General features: G+C 68.7%; 14 protein-coding genes and 2 pseudogenes. 11 read left to right on the forward strand and 5 right to left on the reverse strand.

The window, feature by feature from the left end:
- The first annotated feature begins 168 nt into the window (after nucleotides 1–168).
- The 5 genes and pseudogenes from F5972_RS15010 to F5972_RS39180 form a co-directional block, all read left to right on the forward strand.
- Nucleotides 169–1,437 carry an ABC transporter substrate-binding protein gene (locus F5972_RS15010; protein WP_225311503.1) on the forward strand — a complete coding sequence of 423 codons (1,269 nt, stop codon included), beginning with the start codon at nucleotides 169–171 and terminating at the stop codon, nucleotides 1,435–1,437.
- A gap of 68 nt (nucleotides 1,438–1,505) precedes the next feature.
- The gene (locus F5972_RS15015; RefSeq protein ID WP_150934114.1) at nucleotides 1,506–2,432 is read left to right on the forward strand and encodes a carbohydrate ABC transporter permease; all 927 of its coding nucleotides are present in this window, start codon (nucleotides 1,506–1,508) and stop codon (nucleotides 2,430–2,432) included.
- A 1-nt stretch (nucleotide 2,433) separates the two neighbouring features.
- On the forward strand, nucleotides 2,434–3,324 hold the full coding sequence (locus F5972_RS15020; protein WP_150934115.1) for a carbohydrate ABC transporter permease: 891 nt from the start codon (nucleotides 2,434–2,436) through the stop codon (nucleotides 3,322–3,324).
- On the forward strand, nucleotides 3,321–4,823 hold the full coding sequence (locus F5972_RS15025) for a GH1 family beta-glucosidase (protein WP_150934116.1): 1,503 nt from the start codon (nucleotides 3,321–3,323) through the stop codon (nucleotides 4,821–4,823). The genes F5972_RS15020 and F5972_RS15025 overlap by 4 nt, the downstream gene beginning before the upstream one ends.
- A pseudogene (locus F5972_RS39180) lies at nucleotides 4,820–4,876 on the forward strand (hypothetical protein); the annotation flags it as partial. The gene F5972_RS15025 and the pseudogene F5972_RS39180, both read left to right, overlap by 4 nt.
- A gap of 218 nt (nucleotides 4,877–5,094) precedes the next feature.
- Here F5972_RS39180 and F5972_RS15035 read toward each other — a convergent pair.
- A pseudogene (locus F5972_RS15035) lies at nucleotides 5,095–5,355 on the reverse strand (DNA-directed RNA polymerase subunit beta); the annotation flags it as partial.
- Between the two features lie 179 nt (nucleotides 5,356–5,534).
- On the opposite strand from F5972_RS15035, the gene F5972_RS15040 reads away from it, so the two are divergent.
- Nucleotides 5,535–6,200: a serine hydrolase gene (locus F5972_RS15040; RefSeq protein ID WP_150934117.1), complete on the forward strand. Its 666-nt coding sequence runs from the start codon at nucleotides 5,535–5,537 to the stop codon at nucleotides 6,198–6,200.
- On the opposite strand, the gene rox is transcribed toward F5972_RS15040, so the two are convergent.
- Together rox and F5972_RS15050 are read right to left on the reverse strand one after the other, a co-directional pair.
- A complete protein-coding gene (rox, locus tag F5972_RS15045) occupies nucleotides 6,187–7,689 on the reverse strand; it encodes a rifampin monooxygenase (RefSeq protein ID WP_225311571.1) in 1,503 nt (500 codons plus the stop codon). The genes F5972_RS15040 and rox overlap by 14 nt on opposite strands.
- Nucleotides 7,690–7,999: 310 nt before the next feature.
- A complete protein-coding gene (locus tag F5972_RS15050; protein WP_150934119.1) occupies nucleotides 8,000–9,184 on the reverse strand; it encodes an FAD-dependent oxidoreductase in 1,185 nt (394 codons plus the stop codon).
- A gap of 86 nt (nucleotides 9,185–9,270) precedes the next feature.
- On the opposite strand from F5972_RS15050, the gene F5972_RS15055 reads away from it, so the two are divergent.
- The 4 genes from F5972_RS15055 to F5972_RS15070 all read left to right on the forward strand — a co-directional run bounded on the left by F5972_RS15055 (nucleotide 9,271) and on the right by F5972_RS15070 (nucleotide 12,603).
- Nucleotides 9,271–9,807 (forward strand): TetR/AcrR family transcriptional regulator, encoded by a 537-nt coding sequence (locus F5972_RS15055; protein ID WP_150934120.1) that lies wholly within the window; start codon nucleotides 9,271–9,273, stop codon nucleotides 9,805–9,807.
- 56 nt (nucleotides 9,808–9,863) lie between these two features.
- Nucleotides 9,864–10,607 (forward strand): VOC family protein, encoded by a 744-nt coding sequence (locus F5972_RS15060; protein ID WP_150934121.1) that lies wholly within the window; start codon nucleotides 9,864–9,866, stop codon nucleotides 10,605–10,607.
- 294 nt (nucleotides 10,608–10,901) lie between these two features.
- Nucleotides 10,902–11,441: a DUF1062 domain-containing protein gene (locus tag F5972_RS15065; protein ID WP_225311504.1), complete on the forward strand. Its 540-nt coding sequence runs from the start codon at nucleotides 10,902–10,904 to the stop codon at nucleotides 11,439–11,441.
- Between the two features lie 655 nt (nucleotides 11,442–12,096).
- Entirely contained in the window at nucleotides 12,097–12,603 is a 507-nt protein-coding gene (locus F5972_RS15070) for a GtrA family protein (protein WP_225311505.1), read from the forward strand.
- Nucleotides 12,604–12,969: 366 nt separating this feature from the next.
- Here F5972_RS15070 and F5972_RS15075 read toward each other — a convergent pair whose 3' ends face one another.
- Nucleotides 12,970–13,146 (reverse strand): DUF4158 domain-containing protein, encoded by a 177-nt coding sequence (locus tag F5972_RS15075; protein WP_225311572.1) that lies wholly within the window; start codon nucleotides 13,144–13,146, stop codon nucleotides 12,970–12,972.
- A gap of 168 nt (nucleotides 13,147–13,314) precedes the next feature.
- Nucleotides 13,315–13,719 carry a winged helix-turn-helix transcriptional regulator gene (locus F5972_RS15080; RefSeq protein WP_067253666.1) on the reverse strand — a complete coding sequence of 135 codons (405 nt, stop codon included), beginning with the start codon at nucleotides 13,717–13,719 and terminating at the stop codon, nucleotides 13,315–13,317.
- 153 nt (nucleotides 13,720–13,872) lie between these two features.
- Between F5972_RS15080 and F5972_RS15085 the strand changes: the two genes are divergently transcribed.
- Nucleotides 13,873–14,736, forward strand: a complete 864-nt coding sequence (locus F5972_RS15085) for an SDR family oxidoreductase (RefSeq protein ID WP_225311506.1) — start codon at nucleotides 13,873–13,875, stop codon at nucleotides 14,734–14,736.
- The last annotated feature ends 10 nt before the right edge of the window (nucleotides 14,737–14,746 follow it).

The raw sequence follows: 14,746 nt of genomic DNA on the forward strand, positions 1-14,746 counted from the left end.
AAGTCTGTCAAGGTCGCCGGTAATTTCATCGGCGTTACGTTTTCGTGATTTGACATCGCGTGCCGCTGTTATGTCTCATGGCGGGCGTATCGGTCGATGCTTTTCGTTGCCGCGGCTCGACCGTCGCATCTCGCAGCCACGCCCCTTCTCCCTACCAAGGAGTTCACGGTGTCTGCTGCGAAACTTCGTCTGCTCGTGGGTGTGCTCGCCGTCGGCGTGCTCACCGCCGGCTGCGGCGGCTCGACCGGCTCGTCCGGCGACGGCCCCGTCACCCTCACTCTCAACCTGTTCGGGAACATGGGGTTCAAGGACCTGTACGCCAAGTACGAGGCCGCCCACCCGAACATCAAGATCGTCGAGCGTACGTCGGCGTACAACGACCACCATCGCAACCTGGCCGCCCATCTGGCGACGGGCAGCGGCGCGGCGGACGTGGAGGGCATCGACACCGGCTTCATCGCCCAGTTCAGGGCGCAGCCGGAGCGCTTCGTCGACCTGCGCCAGCACGGCGCCGACGGGCTCAAGGACCGGTGGTTGCCGTGGAAGTGGCAGGCGTCGGTGGCCAAGAACGGGGCCCAGATCGGATACGGGACGGACGTCGGCGGCCTGGCCATGTGCTACCGGCGCGACCTGTTCGAGAAGGCCGGCCTGCCCACCGAGCGCGACGAGGTGAGCAAGCTCTGGCCGGACTGGGCGTCGTACTTCGAGGCCGGCAGGAAGTACACCGCGAACAAGCCGGAGGGCGCCAGCTTCTTCGACGGCGGCGCGCAGATCTTCAACGCGATGATCGGGCAGGCCGAGACCGGCTACTACGACGCCTCCGACCACGTGGTCGTCGCCACCAACCCGGTGGTCCGCTCGGCGTACGACGAGGTGCTCAAGGCCGTAGCCGACGGCGAGTCGGCCAAGCTGGTGGGCAGCTCCCCGGCGTGGAACACCGGCTTCGCCAAGAGTCAGTTCGCCACCATCGCCTGCCCCGCCTGGATGCTCGCGAAGATCCAGGACCAGGCCAAGGCATTCGCCGGCAAGTGGGACATCGCGGCCATCCCCGGCGGCGGCGGCAACTGGGGCGGCTCCTACCTGACGGTTCCGGCGCAGAGCAAGCACGTGAAGGAGGCGGTGGACCTGATCACCTGGCTGACGGCTCCCGAGCAGCAGATCGAGGTGTTCAAGGCGCACGGCATCCTGCCTTCGACAGTGGCGACGTACGAGAAGCCCGAGGTCAAGAACCTGAAGAACGCCTTCTTCAACGACGCCCCGGTCGGGCAGGTCTTCACCACCGCCGCGCTGAACCTGAAGCCGCAGTACCAAGGGCCGCGGGCCGGCGACATCCAGACCGCCATCCGCGACGCGATCAACCGAGTGGAGGAGGGCAAGCAGGACGGCCCGCAGGCCTGGGAGCAGATGCTCAAGGACGTCGAGCGCATCGAGCAGTAGCCGCCCAGCCAAACCGGGTGACGGCGGGAGGTAAGGGCCCGCCGCCACCCCTTCCCCGGGATGGACCCATGACCCTCGCACGATCCGGGCCACGGCGCCGCTGGGCCTACCAGCTCGACGTCAAGGGCTCGCCGTACCTCTACATCGCCCCGTTCTTCCTGCTGTTCGGCGCGGTGGGGATGTTCCCACTGCTGTACACCGCGTACGTCTCGCTCACGAACTGGAACCTGCTGGAGCCCACCCGGCACTGGGTGGGGCTGGCGAACTACGCCGAACTGCTGACCGACGACTACTTCTGGAACGCGCTGTTCAACACCGTCAGCATCTGGCTGCTGTCCACCGTGCCGCAGCTGCTCGCGGCCCTGTTCATCGCGCACATGCTCAACCGCAGCCTGCGTGCCCGCACGTTCTTCCGGATGGGCGTGCTGCTGCCCAACGTGACGTCCATCGTCGCCGTCACGATCATCTTCGCCCAGCTCTTCGGCCGCGACTTCGGCATGGTCAACTGGGCGCTCGATCTGGTGGGGCTCGACCCGGTGGACTGGCAGGCGGGCACCCTGTCCTCGCACATCGCCATCTCGCTCATCGTCATCTGGCGGTGGACCGGCTACAACGCGCTGATCTACCTGGCCGCCATGCAGACGATCCCCGAGCATCTGTACGAGGCCGCGACGCTGGACGGGGCCGGCCAGTTCACCCAGTTCCGGAAGATCACGATCCCGATGCTGCGGCCGACGATCATCTTCACCGCCGTCGTGTCCACCATCGGCGGCTTCCAGATCATCGCCGAGCCGCTGCTGTTCCAAGCCGGCACGGGCAACCCGACGGGAGGCTCGGACCGACAGTTCCAGACCGTCGGCCTCTACCTCTACGAGCAGGGGTTCAGCCTGTACAAGTTCGGCTATGCCTCGGCCATCGCATGGACCCTGTGCCTGATCATCGTGGTCATGGCTCTGGTCAACTACTCGGTCACCCGCCGGATCAGGAGAAGCTGACGTGACGACGATCATCACCGAGGCACCCCGGCAGGCGCGCGTGCCCCGCTCGCGGGCGGCCCGCTCCCGCGGCGGGCGCCGCTCGGCCGGGTTCTGGACCTATGCGGCGCTGGTCGCCGTCCTGCTCGGCTCCCTGTTCCCCGTCTACTGGTCGCTCATCGTGGCGTCGCACGACAACGACGCCATCGCCCGCGTGCCTCCCGTCCTGACGCCCGGCGGGCACCTGTTCGAGAACATCGCGCGGGTCTTCGACACGACCGCGTTCGGTAAGGCGATGCTCAACTCCTTCATCGTCTCCGGCTCGGTCACCGTGTCGGTCGTGCTGTTCTCCACGCTGGCCGGGTTCGCCTTCGCCAAGCTCCGCTTCCGGGGCCGGACGTCGCTGCTGGTCGTGGCCATCGCGACCACCACCGTGCCGCACCAGCTCGGGATCATCCCGCTCTACATCCTCATGGCGGAGCTCGGCTGGACCGGCCGGCTGGAGGCGGTGATCGTGCCCGGCCTGGTCACGGCGTTCGGTGTCTTCTTCATGACGCAGTACCTGTCGAGCGCGGTGCCGGACGAACTCCTGGAGGCCGGACGGATCGACGGCTGCTCCACCTTGCGCCTGTTCTGGCACGTGGTGGTGCCCGCGGCGCGGCCGGCCGCGGCCGTGCTCGGGCTGTTCACGTTCATGCAGGCATGGAACGACTTCTTCTGGCCGCTGGTGGTCCTCACCCCGGAGAACCCGACCGTGCAGGTCGCGCTCTCCTCGCTGGCCAGCGGCTACACGACCGACTACGCGCTCGTGCTCACCGGCACGGTGCTGGCGACAGTGCCCGTCGTGGCCGTCTTCGCGGCCCTGGGCCGGCAGATCATCGGAGGAATCATGTCAGGAGCGATCAAGGGATGACGGCGATCGAGGAAAGGCGCACCCGGCCGCGGACCTTTCCCGCCGGCTTCGTGTGGGGCACGGCCACCGCTGCGTACCAGATCGAGGGGGCCGTCGACACCGACGGCCGGGGGCCCTCGATCTGGGACACCTTCTGCCGGGTGCCCGGCGCGGTGGCACGGGGCGAGTCGGGTGAGTTCGCCTGCGACCACTATCACCGCTGGCAAGAGGATGTCGGCCTCATGAAAGACCTGGGGGCGGGGGCCTACCGATTCTCCGTTGCCTGGCCGCGGGTGCTGCCCGACGGCCGCGGACCGGTGAACCGGCGCGGGCTGGACTTCTACCGCCGGCTCGTGGACGCCCTGCGCGAGGGCGGCATCGAGCCGTACATCACGCTGTACCACTGGGACCTGCCGCAAGCGCTGGAGGACCACGGGGGCTGGCGGGTCCGCGACACCGCCGAGCGTTTCGCCGACTACGCCGAGGTCATGTACGAGGCCCTCGGCGAGTCGGTCTCGAACTGGATCACGCTCAACGAGCCGTACTGCTCCTCGATCGTCGGCTACGGCGAGGGCCGGCACGCGCCCGGAGCCACGGAGGGGGAGGGCGCGCTGGCCGCGGCCCACCACCTGCTGCTGGGTCACGGCCTGGCCGTCGCCCGCCTGCGCCAGATGGCCAGGCCCGGTCAGCAGATCGGGGTGACGCTCAACATGTCGCCCACGGTGCCGGTGACCTCCTCGCCGCAGGACGTCCAGGCCGCGCGGCGGATGGATCTGCTGGTCAACCGGCAGTTCACCGAACCTCTCTTCGGCGGTGCCTACGCCGCCGACATGGCCGAGACGTTCGGCCGGATCAGCGGCTTCTCCTTCCGCCGGGACGGCGATTTGGAGATCGTCGGCAGGCCGGTGGACTTCCTCGGGGTGAACTACTACTACCGCCTGCACGTGGAGGCGGCGCCGTACGAGGAGGCCGATCCCGTCCGGCGCTCGGCGTTCGATTTGGGCGTGCGCACCGTCACGCCGGAGCGCGCGCGTACCAGCGGGCTGGGCTGGGTGGTGGAGCCCGAGGGGCTGTACGAGACGCTGGTCGGCCTGACCTCCCGCTATCCCGACCTGCCGCCCGTCTACATCACCGAGAACGGGTACGGCGACGACGGCGCGCTGGAGGACACCGGGCGCATCGACTACCTGCGCGACCACCTGACCGCGACCCGTGAGGCGATGACGGCGGGCGCCGACGTGCGCGGGTACTTCTGCTGGTCGTTGCTGGACAACTTCGAGTGGGCGCGGGGGTATTCGGCGAGGTTCGGCCTCGTGCACGTCGACTACGACACCCAGGCGCGCACACCGAAGGCCAGCTTCCGCTGGATGCGGGACTTCATCGCCGACCCGGTCGTCACCACCCCCGTCACCACCCGCCCCGCGACCACCGGCCCGGTCGACATCCTGGTCGCCGGCACCCCCAGGGATGAGCGCTGGGGACCGGGGCCGCTTTCCCAGGCGGCGGAGGAATCGACGTGACGGTCTCCAGCGTCGCCCGGATCTACGGCCATCTCCTCGGCGGCAAGACCGACTTCGCCGTCGACCGGGCGGCGGCCGAGAAGCTCATCGAGCTGACCGCTCCTCCCGATCGTGTTGCGCACAGCCCGCGGATCTGCCAAGGCCTACCGGCGGGCCGTGCAGGAGACCCTGCGCGGCCCGCACCGGTCGATCGGCCTCGCGTGCGAGTGGCCGCCCACAGCCGGTCTGCCCTGTCTCCGATGTCGTCGACGGTCATCGCGCCCTCGTGGGGGCGCCGGGACAGGTCGATGCCGAGCTCCTCCGCCGCGCGGAAGACATCCTCGTCGGTATCCCTCATCTCGATCGACATGCCGTCGCCGGAGAGAACCTCGACGTTCAGGCAGAGCGACTGCATTTCCTTGATGAGGACCTTGAAGGACTCGGGAATGCCCGCCTCGGGGATGTTCTCGCCCTTGACGATGGCCTCGTAGACCTTCACGCGGCCCAGCACGTCGTCGGACTTGATCGTCAGCAATCGCGGCAGACGCTCCGCTCATCAATGTCGCCTGACCCGAGCCGTGACCGCACGCCCGGGGGCCACCGGGGCAACGGGCCCACGACGAGGGGTACTTCACCAGGCACTCGACGGGCGCGGCATCACTCCACCGCGCCCGCCGCCATGCGGTGCCGGGCGGTGTGCTTTCGCGCCTCACGGATCTCCGCGCAATCGACATGCGCTCGGGCATCGCCTTCTCCGACGACATCTCCTTCCCGTGGGTCGATCGGGACTATCCGTCGGTCTACTACGCGACCGACCTGGCCGGGACCATCGTGCGGCGGCCGAAGATCGCAAGCCCGCCGGGACCGTTCACCTACAACGACTACGCGCCCAACCTCGTCGGCCTCGCGTATCGGCGGCTGACCGGAACGCCGCTCACGCGGCGGCCGCTGCAACGGCTGTGGGACGACCTTGGCGCGGAGCGTCCCGCCGGATGGTGCGTCGACGACCACGGGTTCCCCTACCACGAGAGCGGTCTCGTGGTGACCGCCCCTGACCTGGCCAGGATCGGTCAGCTCATGCTCGACGGGGGAAGGGTCGCCGGGCGCCAGGTGGCGCCCGGGCCCTTCCTCGATCGCAGCCTCGACCCGGCCGGCCGCGACCCCGTCACCACCTTCGCCGGCATCGGCGTCGGCTACCGAAACGGCTGGTGGATCCTCCCCCGCGGCGACGGCGGACGCGACCTCGCCGCGATGAGCGCGCACGGCCAGATCATGGTCGTGTCACCGTCCACCCGGACGGTGATCGTCCGGATGGGCGACGATCACCAGACCAACGTCCAGATCGCCGCCACCCTCCAGAGACTGGCCGACCGGCTGGCGTTCGTCATCCCCGGCTGACATCCGGCTGCGGGAGGAGCTGCCGGTCGAGCTCCTCGGGGTGTGACGGCCAGTGGTGTCGATGGCTGTGCGCTCGGCACCCGCCGAACCAGCGGGCGAGGTGAGTGTCCAGATCCTGCTGATCGTCGCCGATCCAGACGACGTGGCCGTCGGGGCGCAGCAGGACGCAGGGAACGTCCAGTGCCGCGGTGGGATCGGCGAGGTGGTCGACCCGGTCCGACCAGGCGCCGGCGGTCAGGCGTCCGGTGCGGTCCAGCAGCAGGCCCCGGCCGCGGTGCAGCAGACCGTAGAGGTGGCCCTGTTTCACGTCGATGTCGCGCAGGCGACGGCCGAGCAGGTCGGGGCCCTCGCCGAAGTCGTAGCGGACGCCGATCGCGGTGATCTTCTCGATCAGATGCCGGTTCACCTCGTCGAAGTCCATCAGTTCGGTGAGCAGCCTGCGCACGGCCTGCGCCCCCGGTTCGGCGGACATCAGTTCCGCCTGGGCGCGGGTGTTGTCCAGCACGTCCTCGGCGACCGGACGGCGTTCGGCCTGGTAGGTGTCCAGGAGCGTGTCCGGCGCCCAGCCACGGATCTGTGCGGCGAGTTTCCAGCCGAGGTTGAACGCGTCCTGGACGCCCAGGTTGAGGCCCTGCCCGCCGATGGGCGGATGGATGTGCGCCGCGTCCCCGGCCAGCAGCACCCGGCCGACCCGGTAACGCTCGGCCAGTCGGGTGGCGTCCCCGAAGCGGGACAACCAGCGCGGGGAGTGCACGCCGAAATCGGTCCCGGCGACGGCGCGCAACTGCTGCCTGAAATCCTCCAGGGTGGGCGGCTGCGCGCGGTCTCCGACTCCCGCGGCCGGGACGACGACGCTGTAGACCCCTCCGCCGAAGGGCCGGAGCCAGAAGGGCTGAATCTCGCGGAGCTCGGCCACCTTGGCGGCGATCTCCTCCTGCGGCGCGGCCGCCTCCATCTCGCCCATCAGCGTCTCCTTGCGTGAGGGCTCGCCCGGGAAGCCCACACCGAGCAGTTTGCGCACCGTGCTGCGCCCGCCGTCGCAGCCGACGAGGTAGCGCGCACGCAGCCGTTCCCCGTCGGCCAGCTCGACGGTCACGCCCTCGTCGTCCTGCTCGAGACCGGTGACCGCGCGACCGCGCCGGACCTGCGCACCCAGCTCTACGGCGTGTTCTTCGAGCAGGCGCTCGACGACCGGCTGCGGGATGCCCAGCAGATAGGCGTACGCCGAGTCCAGGTCCTTGGGCGCGGGTTTGGCGATGGCGGCGAAGAAGCCGCCGGCCGGACGCCGTCTTCCATGCGGGAGAAGGCGCTCCAGCAGCCCGCGCATCGCCATCAGTTCGAGACTGCGAACATGCAGGCCGACTATGCGGACGAACGACTTGGGTTCGGTCTCCTTCTCCAGGACGAGCACCCGTACGTCGTGCAGCCGCAGCTCGGCGGCCAGCATCGCGCCGGTCGGCCCGCACCCGGCGATGATCACATCGAACATGAGCGGCGCGCGGTCGGCGCCGGAGGCCTGCGACCCGAGCCCGGGGACGTCGCCCGCGGTGAGGTCGCGTCCGGCCGTGTCGTCCGGCGACGGCTCGGTGGTGAAGTGCTGGGAATGCATGGGTGTTGCCCTTCGGGAGTGCCTTGGTGGGGAGGCGCTCCCGGCGACACCTACGTCAGTCGCCGGCCGTGACCGGAAGGGGGAGCACCCACATCGCTACAGCGTTCATGGGTCTCACCTCCTCGGGCGGCGTCACGGTCGCGTGCACGCTACAAGCCCGGGCGTCACCCCGTCCAACCCTTTTTTCTCCCTACCTCCCTGCCGCGACTCTCCGTTCCGCTGCCCCGCTGCCGGCGGGATCCCGCCTGTTCAGGCCGGACAGCTGCCAGGCCAGCCGGGTGCGTACGGCGGGGACGCGGCCGGCCAGGGCGAGGAGGAAGTTGCGCAGCACGCGGCGGCCGGCCGCGGCGGTGGCCAGCCTCGTGAGCCGCCCGGCGAGGGCGACCACCTGCTCGGCCTGCGGGCGGCGGGTGGCGGCGTAGGAGTCGAGCAGGCTGTCCGGTTCGCCGCCGAGCACTCGGACCAGTGTCTCCCCCAGGTGCACGGCGTCGTCGATGCCCAGGTTCATGCCCTGGCCGCCGGCGGGCGAGTGCACGTGGGCGGCGTCGCCGGCCAGCAGGATGCGGCCCTGGCGGTAGGTGTCGGCGATGCGGTGGTGGACCCGGAAGCGCGAGCTCCAGATCAGCTCCCGCACCCGCGCGGGCTCGGCCTCGGGACCGCGGGTGTCGAGCAGGTGCTGTACGAAGGGGATGCCGGGTTCCTTGGGGGCCTCGTCCACGGTGGCGACGATCCGGTGCATGCCGCCGGGCAGCGGGGCGACGACGACCAGTCCGGCGGGCGAGAAGTACAGGATGACCTCGTTCTGCGGCACCCCGCCGGACAGGCGGACGTCGGCCAGGACGAACGACTCGGCGTAGGTGCCGCCGGTGAAGCCGATCCCGGCGCTCTGGCGGACCGTGCTGTTCAGGCCGTCGGCGCCGATCAGGTAGGCGGCACGGATCCGCTGCCCGTCGTCCAGGGTGGCGGTGACACCGCCGGCGTCCTGCTCGACGTGGCTCACCCGAGCGGGCCTGATCACCCGGACGCCGAGTTCGTGCAGGCGGGCCAGCAGGTGGGCCTCGGTGTCGGCCTGGGAGATCATCAGGGTGTAGGGGTAGGCGGTGGGCAGGCCGTCGAAGGGCACCGGTACCAGCAACCGGTCGCGGTCGCGGATGGCGAAGAGCGGAGTGTGGATGCCGTGCGCGGCCAGCCGCTCCGCCACGCCGTACGGCTCCAGGACCTCCAGGGTGCGGGGGTGCACGACGGCGGCGCGGGAGGTGCCGGCGCCCTCCGCCCGCGCGTCGACGATCATGACCTGCCGGCCCTGCTGGGCCAGCACGATCGCGGCGGTGAGCCCGGCGGGCCCGGCTCCGACGATGAGCACTTCGGCGTTCATTGCGCCTCCCTGGTCAACGACTGTTGACATGAAGGTAAGCCGGTCCCGATTGGAATGTCAACACGCGTTGGCCTACAATCGTTGACATGAAGAGATCCTCCGTCGAGACCAAGGCCGTGATCCTCGCCGCAGCCCGCGAACGCTTCGCCGCCGACGGCTACGACAAGGCCACGATCAGGGCCATCGCCGCCGACGCGCGGATCGACCCGGCCATGGTGATGCGCTACTTCGGCACGAAGGAGAAGCTGTTCGCCGCCGCGGCCGAGTTCGACCTGGAACTGCCCGAGCTGACGCCGGACGAGGCCGGCGCCGGCCTGGTGCGCCACTTCCTGCGCAAGTGGGAGGCCGACGAGGGGCTGCAGGTCCTGCTCCGCACCGGCGTGACGAACGAGGCCGCCGCCGAACGCATGCGGACGATCTTCGGCGGCCAGGTCCTGCCGCTCGTGCTCGGCCTGACCGGCGACCCGGAGCGCGCTCCCCTGCGGGCGTCCCTGGTCGCCTCGCAACTCCTGGGCATGGCCCTGTCTCGCTACATCCTGAAATTTCCGCCGATGGCGGCGGCGACGGAGGAAGAGCTCATCACCTGGCTCAGCCCCACGATCCAGCGCTATCTCATCGAGTGAAACCGTCGGGCGGCCCATCGGTCCAGGTTCGGCCGGTGGGCATAGGGTTGGGCGGCATGGCGCTGCGACTTGTTCAGGTGAACTTCAAGGCTCGGGACGACGTAGCCCTCGGCGGGTTCTGGGCGGAGGCGCTCGGCTGGGGTGTCTCCAGCGAGGGACCCGGCGTGACCAACGTCGAACCTTCGGGCGACTTCGTCTGGCCGGACCCGGCCGCGGTCTGCGTCGACGTCGTCGCCGTCCCCGACCCCGAAGCGGTGCGATATCGCGTGCACCTCGATCTCGCCACCACCTCGGCCGCCCACCAGGCGGAGCTGGTAGCGCGCCTCAAGGATCTCGGTGCGACGCCCGCGGACGTCGGGCAGGGCGACGTGCCGTGGACGGTGCTGGCCGATCCGGAGGGCAACGTCTTCTGCGTGCTGGAGCCCCGGGAGAAGTACCGGGACACCGGGCCGATCGCCGCGATCGTGGTCGACTGCGCTGACCCCCGGGCCATGGCCCGGTTCTGGGACGAGGCGATGGACTGGACCCTCCACGAGGTGACCGACGACCAGGCGACGCTGCGCTCCGCCAAGGGCGTCGGGCCGTACCTGGAGTTCCTCCGTACGACGCCCGGTCCGAAGACGGTGTGGAACCGCGTCCATCTCGACCTGCTGCCGTACGCCGGTGACGATCAGGCGGCGGAGGTGGCCCGGCTGCGGGGCCTCGGCGCGACGCTCACCGACGTCGGGCAGGGCGACGTCCCGTGGGTCGTCCTCGCCGACCCGGAGGGCAACGAGTTCTGCGTCCTGCGCCCGCGCTGACGCGGAGCCCCGCCTCACCGTGGCCACCGGCGACGGCCACCGGCCGGAAAACGGGTTGAGCCTTCTTTTCGCTGTCCCGTAGGTTGCCTCCGGCCCGTCGCCGTGAGGACAGAGGACAAACCGCGTGACCCCGCCTGCTCTTTGACCTGACACCTTCATCCGCTCACCTGTAGCCGACGCTTCCGTCGGTTCCGCCGGGCTGCCCTTGAGCGCCCGGTCATACAGCGTTTGAGGTCGCGCGCAATCGGCCTCGTGTCAGGTCTTAGAGAGATCATGTCTTCACAACCTCATATCGTGCTGCCCTGGGTCGTCCGCCGGACCAGGCTGCCTCTGCTGTCGTCGCGGTGCGTGGCCTGCCGGTCGGAGTCGGCCACCACCGGCGAGGGCAGGTTCCGCGTCAACGCCAACGGCAAGCTGCTGGACGTCTGGCTGCTGGTCCGCTGCGTGTCCTGCGACCGGACGGCCAAGCTCACCGTGCGCGAGCGGACCCCGGTCGGATCCTTCGATCCGGCCGAGCTCCGCGGCTACCGCGTCAACGATCCGGAGCTGGTGGCGTCCACGCTGCTGGATCCGCTGTTCGCCCGGCGTAACCGCTTCACCCTCGACTGGACGGGGGCCTGGCGGCTGGACACCCCGCCGGTCTGGCATGACGAGACGTGGCCGGTACAGGTGGAGGTCGTCTTCGACGATCCCGTACCGGTGCGCCCGGAACGGCTCATCGCGCAGGGGCTCGGCCTCAGCAGGAACCAGGTGCTGCGCCGGATCAAGTGCGACATTCCGCTGCGCCGTACGACGAGCACCGGATTCACCTTCACCGTGATGGCCGGAGACTAGCCGGAGACCAGGGAGTGTGGCCGTGGCGGGCCACCCGGCCCGCCCGGCTTCACCCGGCCGGCGACGTTCTCGGGGCCTGAGGAACATCGGAACGAAAACCGGCGCCAAGGCCCTGTCCGCCCTGGTGGGCGGCTGGTGATGGGTTGCCGCCGGGACTGGCTTGAAATCTTCCCGCAGATAACGCTCTGTCATCTGCAGCATCGCTGATCGCGGCCTGCGGAGGCGACCGCCAGGCGGCGCATGAAGCGGCCCTGTTATCTGTGGCAAGGGGTTGTGCGTCTGAACCGCTGCCCAATCTTCTCCGCGCGTCTGCTCCGGCACTCAGTGGTGGGGGCAATGGAAGCAATGTATGGTGGTCGCCTATCGGTATTGGGCGCCGGCTTTCGGTGGGGAGTTCATACCAATGTAGTGTCCGGACTGGATTTTGCTGGGTGCACATCCGGTCACCGAGATGGTTTGGCCCCTGACAGGCGCTCCACCGCAAAGGACTCGACTGTGGTGGGAGTGAGCATTGATACCAGATGCCGACAGGTGCGGCTCCAGCGGCCCGAGCCGGAAAGGCCGTGTCAGTGAGTCTTGAGACCAGGGTGTCCGGCTGGTGAGAAGATCGAGATATTTCACAATAGCAGAAGCAGCACTCGAAAGATTATCAGGAGTGCCCGCCTTTGCCCTGAAGCACCGCGAGCTGCTGAAGTTCGCGGTGGTGGGTGGAACATCGTTCCTGGTAGACAACGTGGTGTTTTATGGGCTGAAGCTAACTGTTCTGGAACCGAAGCCGGTGACCGCGAAGGTCGTCGCGGTGCTCGTGGCGACGATCGTGTCCTATGTGCTGAGCCGTGAATGGTCGTTCCGGACCAGGGGTGGTCGCGAGCGCCACCATGAGGCGGCGCTGTTCTTCCTGGTCAGTGGCGTCGGTCTGGTGCTCAGCTCCGTGCCGCTATGGATCTCCCGGTATGTGTTCCTGCTGGAGACCCCGGACGTGAGCCTGGTCACCCAGGAGATCGCCGACTTTGTGAGCGCGCAGGTCATTGGCACGCTGATCGCCATGGTCTTCCGTTTCTGGGCATTCCGGAGGTGGGTCTTCCCGGACGAGGAGGCCCGCCCCGGCCGCGTACGGCTAGCTCCAGCTCCCAATCCCACGTCGAAGGGCGAGGCGGCCTGATCCAATCCTCCACTCGCCGGGTTTATGGTTCTACCCCCTATGGTGCAAACTCAGCACTTTCTCTCTTTCGAGAGGAGAAGCTATGTATACACGAAGAAACAGCCTCATGTTGCTAGCGGGATGTTTTCTAGTCTCATGCACTACTGGGGTGGCCCAAGTGTCTGGCCCCTTAAGTTCTCTCGACAAGAAACGGGCATGCATCGAAGCGCCCAATCCGAGTGATGAAAAAGCCGTCCAGTGCTACCCCTTGGAGGATGGAGTGGAAATCAAGCAGGGCATGTATCAGATCGGCACCATTGTAACCCTGCAAATTCGGAAGGGGAAAATTACCTCAATAGAGAAGATAGGTGCGCCTACCAGCTAGACCTACTGGTGATACGCGCGCCCCACCAGGTCAGGAGCCCGCAGCTCCGCCTCCGACTCGGCGAACTCCCGGTACCCGAAGACGCGCCGGAGCTCGCGTACGTGCTCCAGCCGGGTGTTCTCCCGCTCGCCGTACGCCTTGAGCACCGAGACGTCGCCGATTCCCAGCTGGCCCGCCAGGTAACCTCCGCCGGCACCTGAAGCGGGTCGTCGAGGAAGACCCCCAGGTACCGGACCGTGGTTACTGAGGTTGAACGCGTGGTGTCGCCGGGTGGCTTAGGTGGGTCTGATTGTCGGGCCGGTCTCGGCGAGGCGGCCGTCTATGACCAGACCGCTGGCCGCCGCTGATTACCTGGTGCGCTCAGTGCGGTCGTCGTACTCTTCGCGGGCGGTGATGACTTCTTCGATGTGCAGCACGGACCACTCGGTGAGCGCCTTCAGCGGTTCCCGTAGCGTCTGGCCGAGCGCGGTCAGCTCATACTCCACGTGCGGCGGCACCTCTGGGTAGACGGTCCGGCTGACCAGCCCGTCGCGTTCGAGGGTGCGCAGCGTCTGGGTGAGCATCTTCTCGCTCACGCCCGCCAGCGCCTGCCGGAGATGACCGAACCGGGAGGTCCCGTTCCGGCCGAGTTCGCCCAGCACGAGGACCGCCCACTTACTGCCGATCTGGTCGAGCAGGTCCCGCGACGGGCAGCCGCGCTCGTACGGATCGAATGACGGCATGGGCCCGGTCACATTCTCGACAGCAGCCATACGGCTCACCTCCATGCTTTCGCTGCGGTAAGTACCCTACCAAGAAGTGGCTACTCCCCAACAGAGAGTGTCCAGGTCATTCTGTGTTCCATCCCGCGGCGGACGGACCGCGGCAGGCGTGCGAGGCACGCGCGGAAGGAAGGAATGACCATCATGCCGATCGTCGTCACTGGAGCCACCGGCCAGCTGGGCAGGCTCACCGTCGAGGCACTGCTGCGGCGCGGGATCCCGGCCGCGGACATCATCGCGACCGGCCGGGACATCGCCGGGATCAAGGATTTGGCCGACCGAGGCATCACGGTACGCCGCGCCGACTTCGCGGACACGGACGGCCTGGCCGAGGCATTCGCGGGGGCGGACAGGCTGCTGCTGATCTCGGCCTCGGTCCCCGTGGGCGAGCGGGTCGCCAACCACCGCCGCGTGATCGACGCCGCGGCATCCGCAGGCGTGTCGCTAGTGGCGTACACGAGCACGACGCACGCAGACACGGCCACCACCGTCATCGGTGCCACGCACAGCGAGACCGAGGCGTATCTGCGGGACCGCGGAATCCCCAGCGTGCTGCTGCGCAACGGCTGGTACTTGGAGAACTACACCAGCCAACTGCCGCAGATCCTGCAGAACGGCGCGGTCGTCGGCGCCGCAGGCGAGGGGCGGATCAGCGCCGCGTCCCGCGCCGACTACGCCGAGGCCGCAGCGGTCGTCCTCACCGCTGAAGGCCACACCGGCGCCGTGTACGAGCTCGGCGGCGACGAATCCTTCACCCTGACTGAGCTCGCCGCCGCGATCTCCGCTGCGGCCGGAAAGCAGGTTACCTACGCTGACCTCCCGGTGGCCGACTTCGCCCAGGTACTGGACGCCGCGGGCCTACCCGCCGAGCTGGCGGAGGTCCTCGCTGACGCTGACCGCGGTATGAACCGCGGCGAGATGTACACCGACTCTGGCGACTTGCGCCGCCTGATCGGCCGCCCGCCCGTGACCCTGGCCGAGGCACTCGCGGCCGCCCTGCAGTACTGAGGTTGAACTC

This window comes from Microbispora cellulosiformans, assembly GCF_008728085.1.
GTDB classification, from domain to species: domain Bacteria; phylum Actinomycetota; class Actinomycetes; order Streptosporangiales; family Streptosporangiaceae; genus Microbispora; species Microbispora amethystogenes.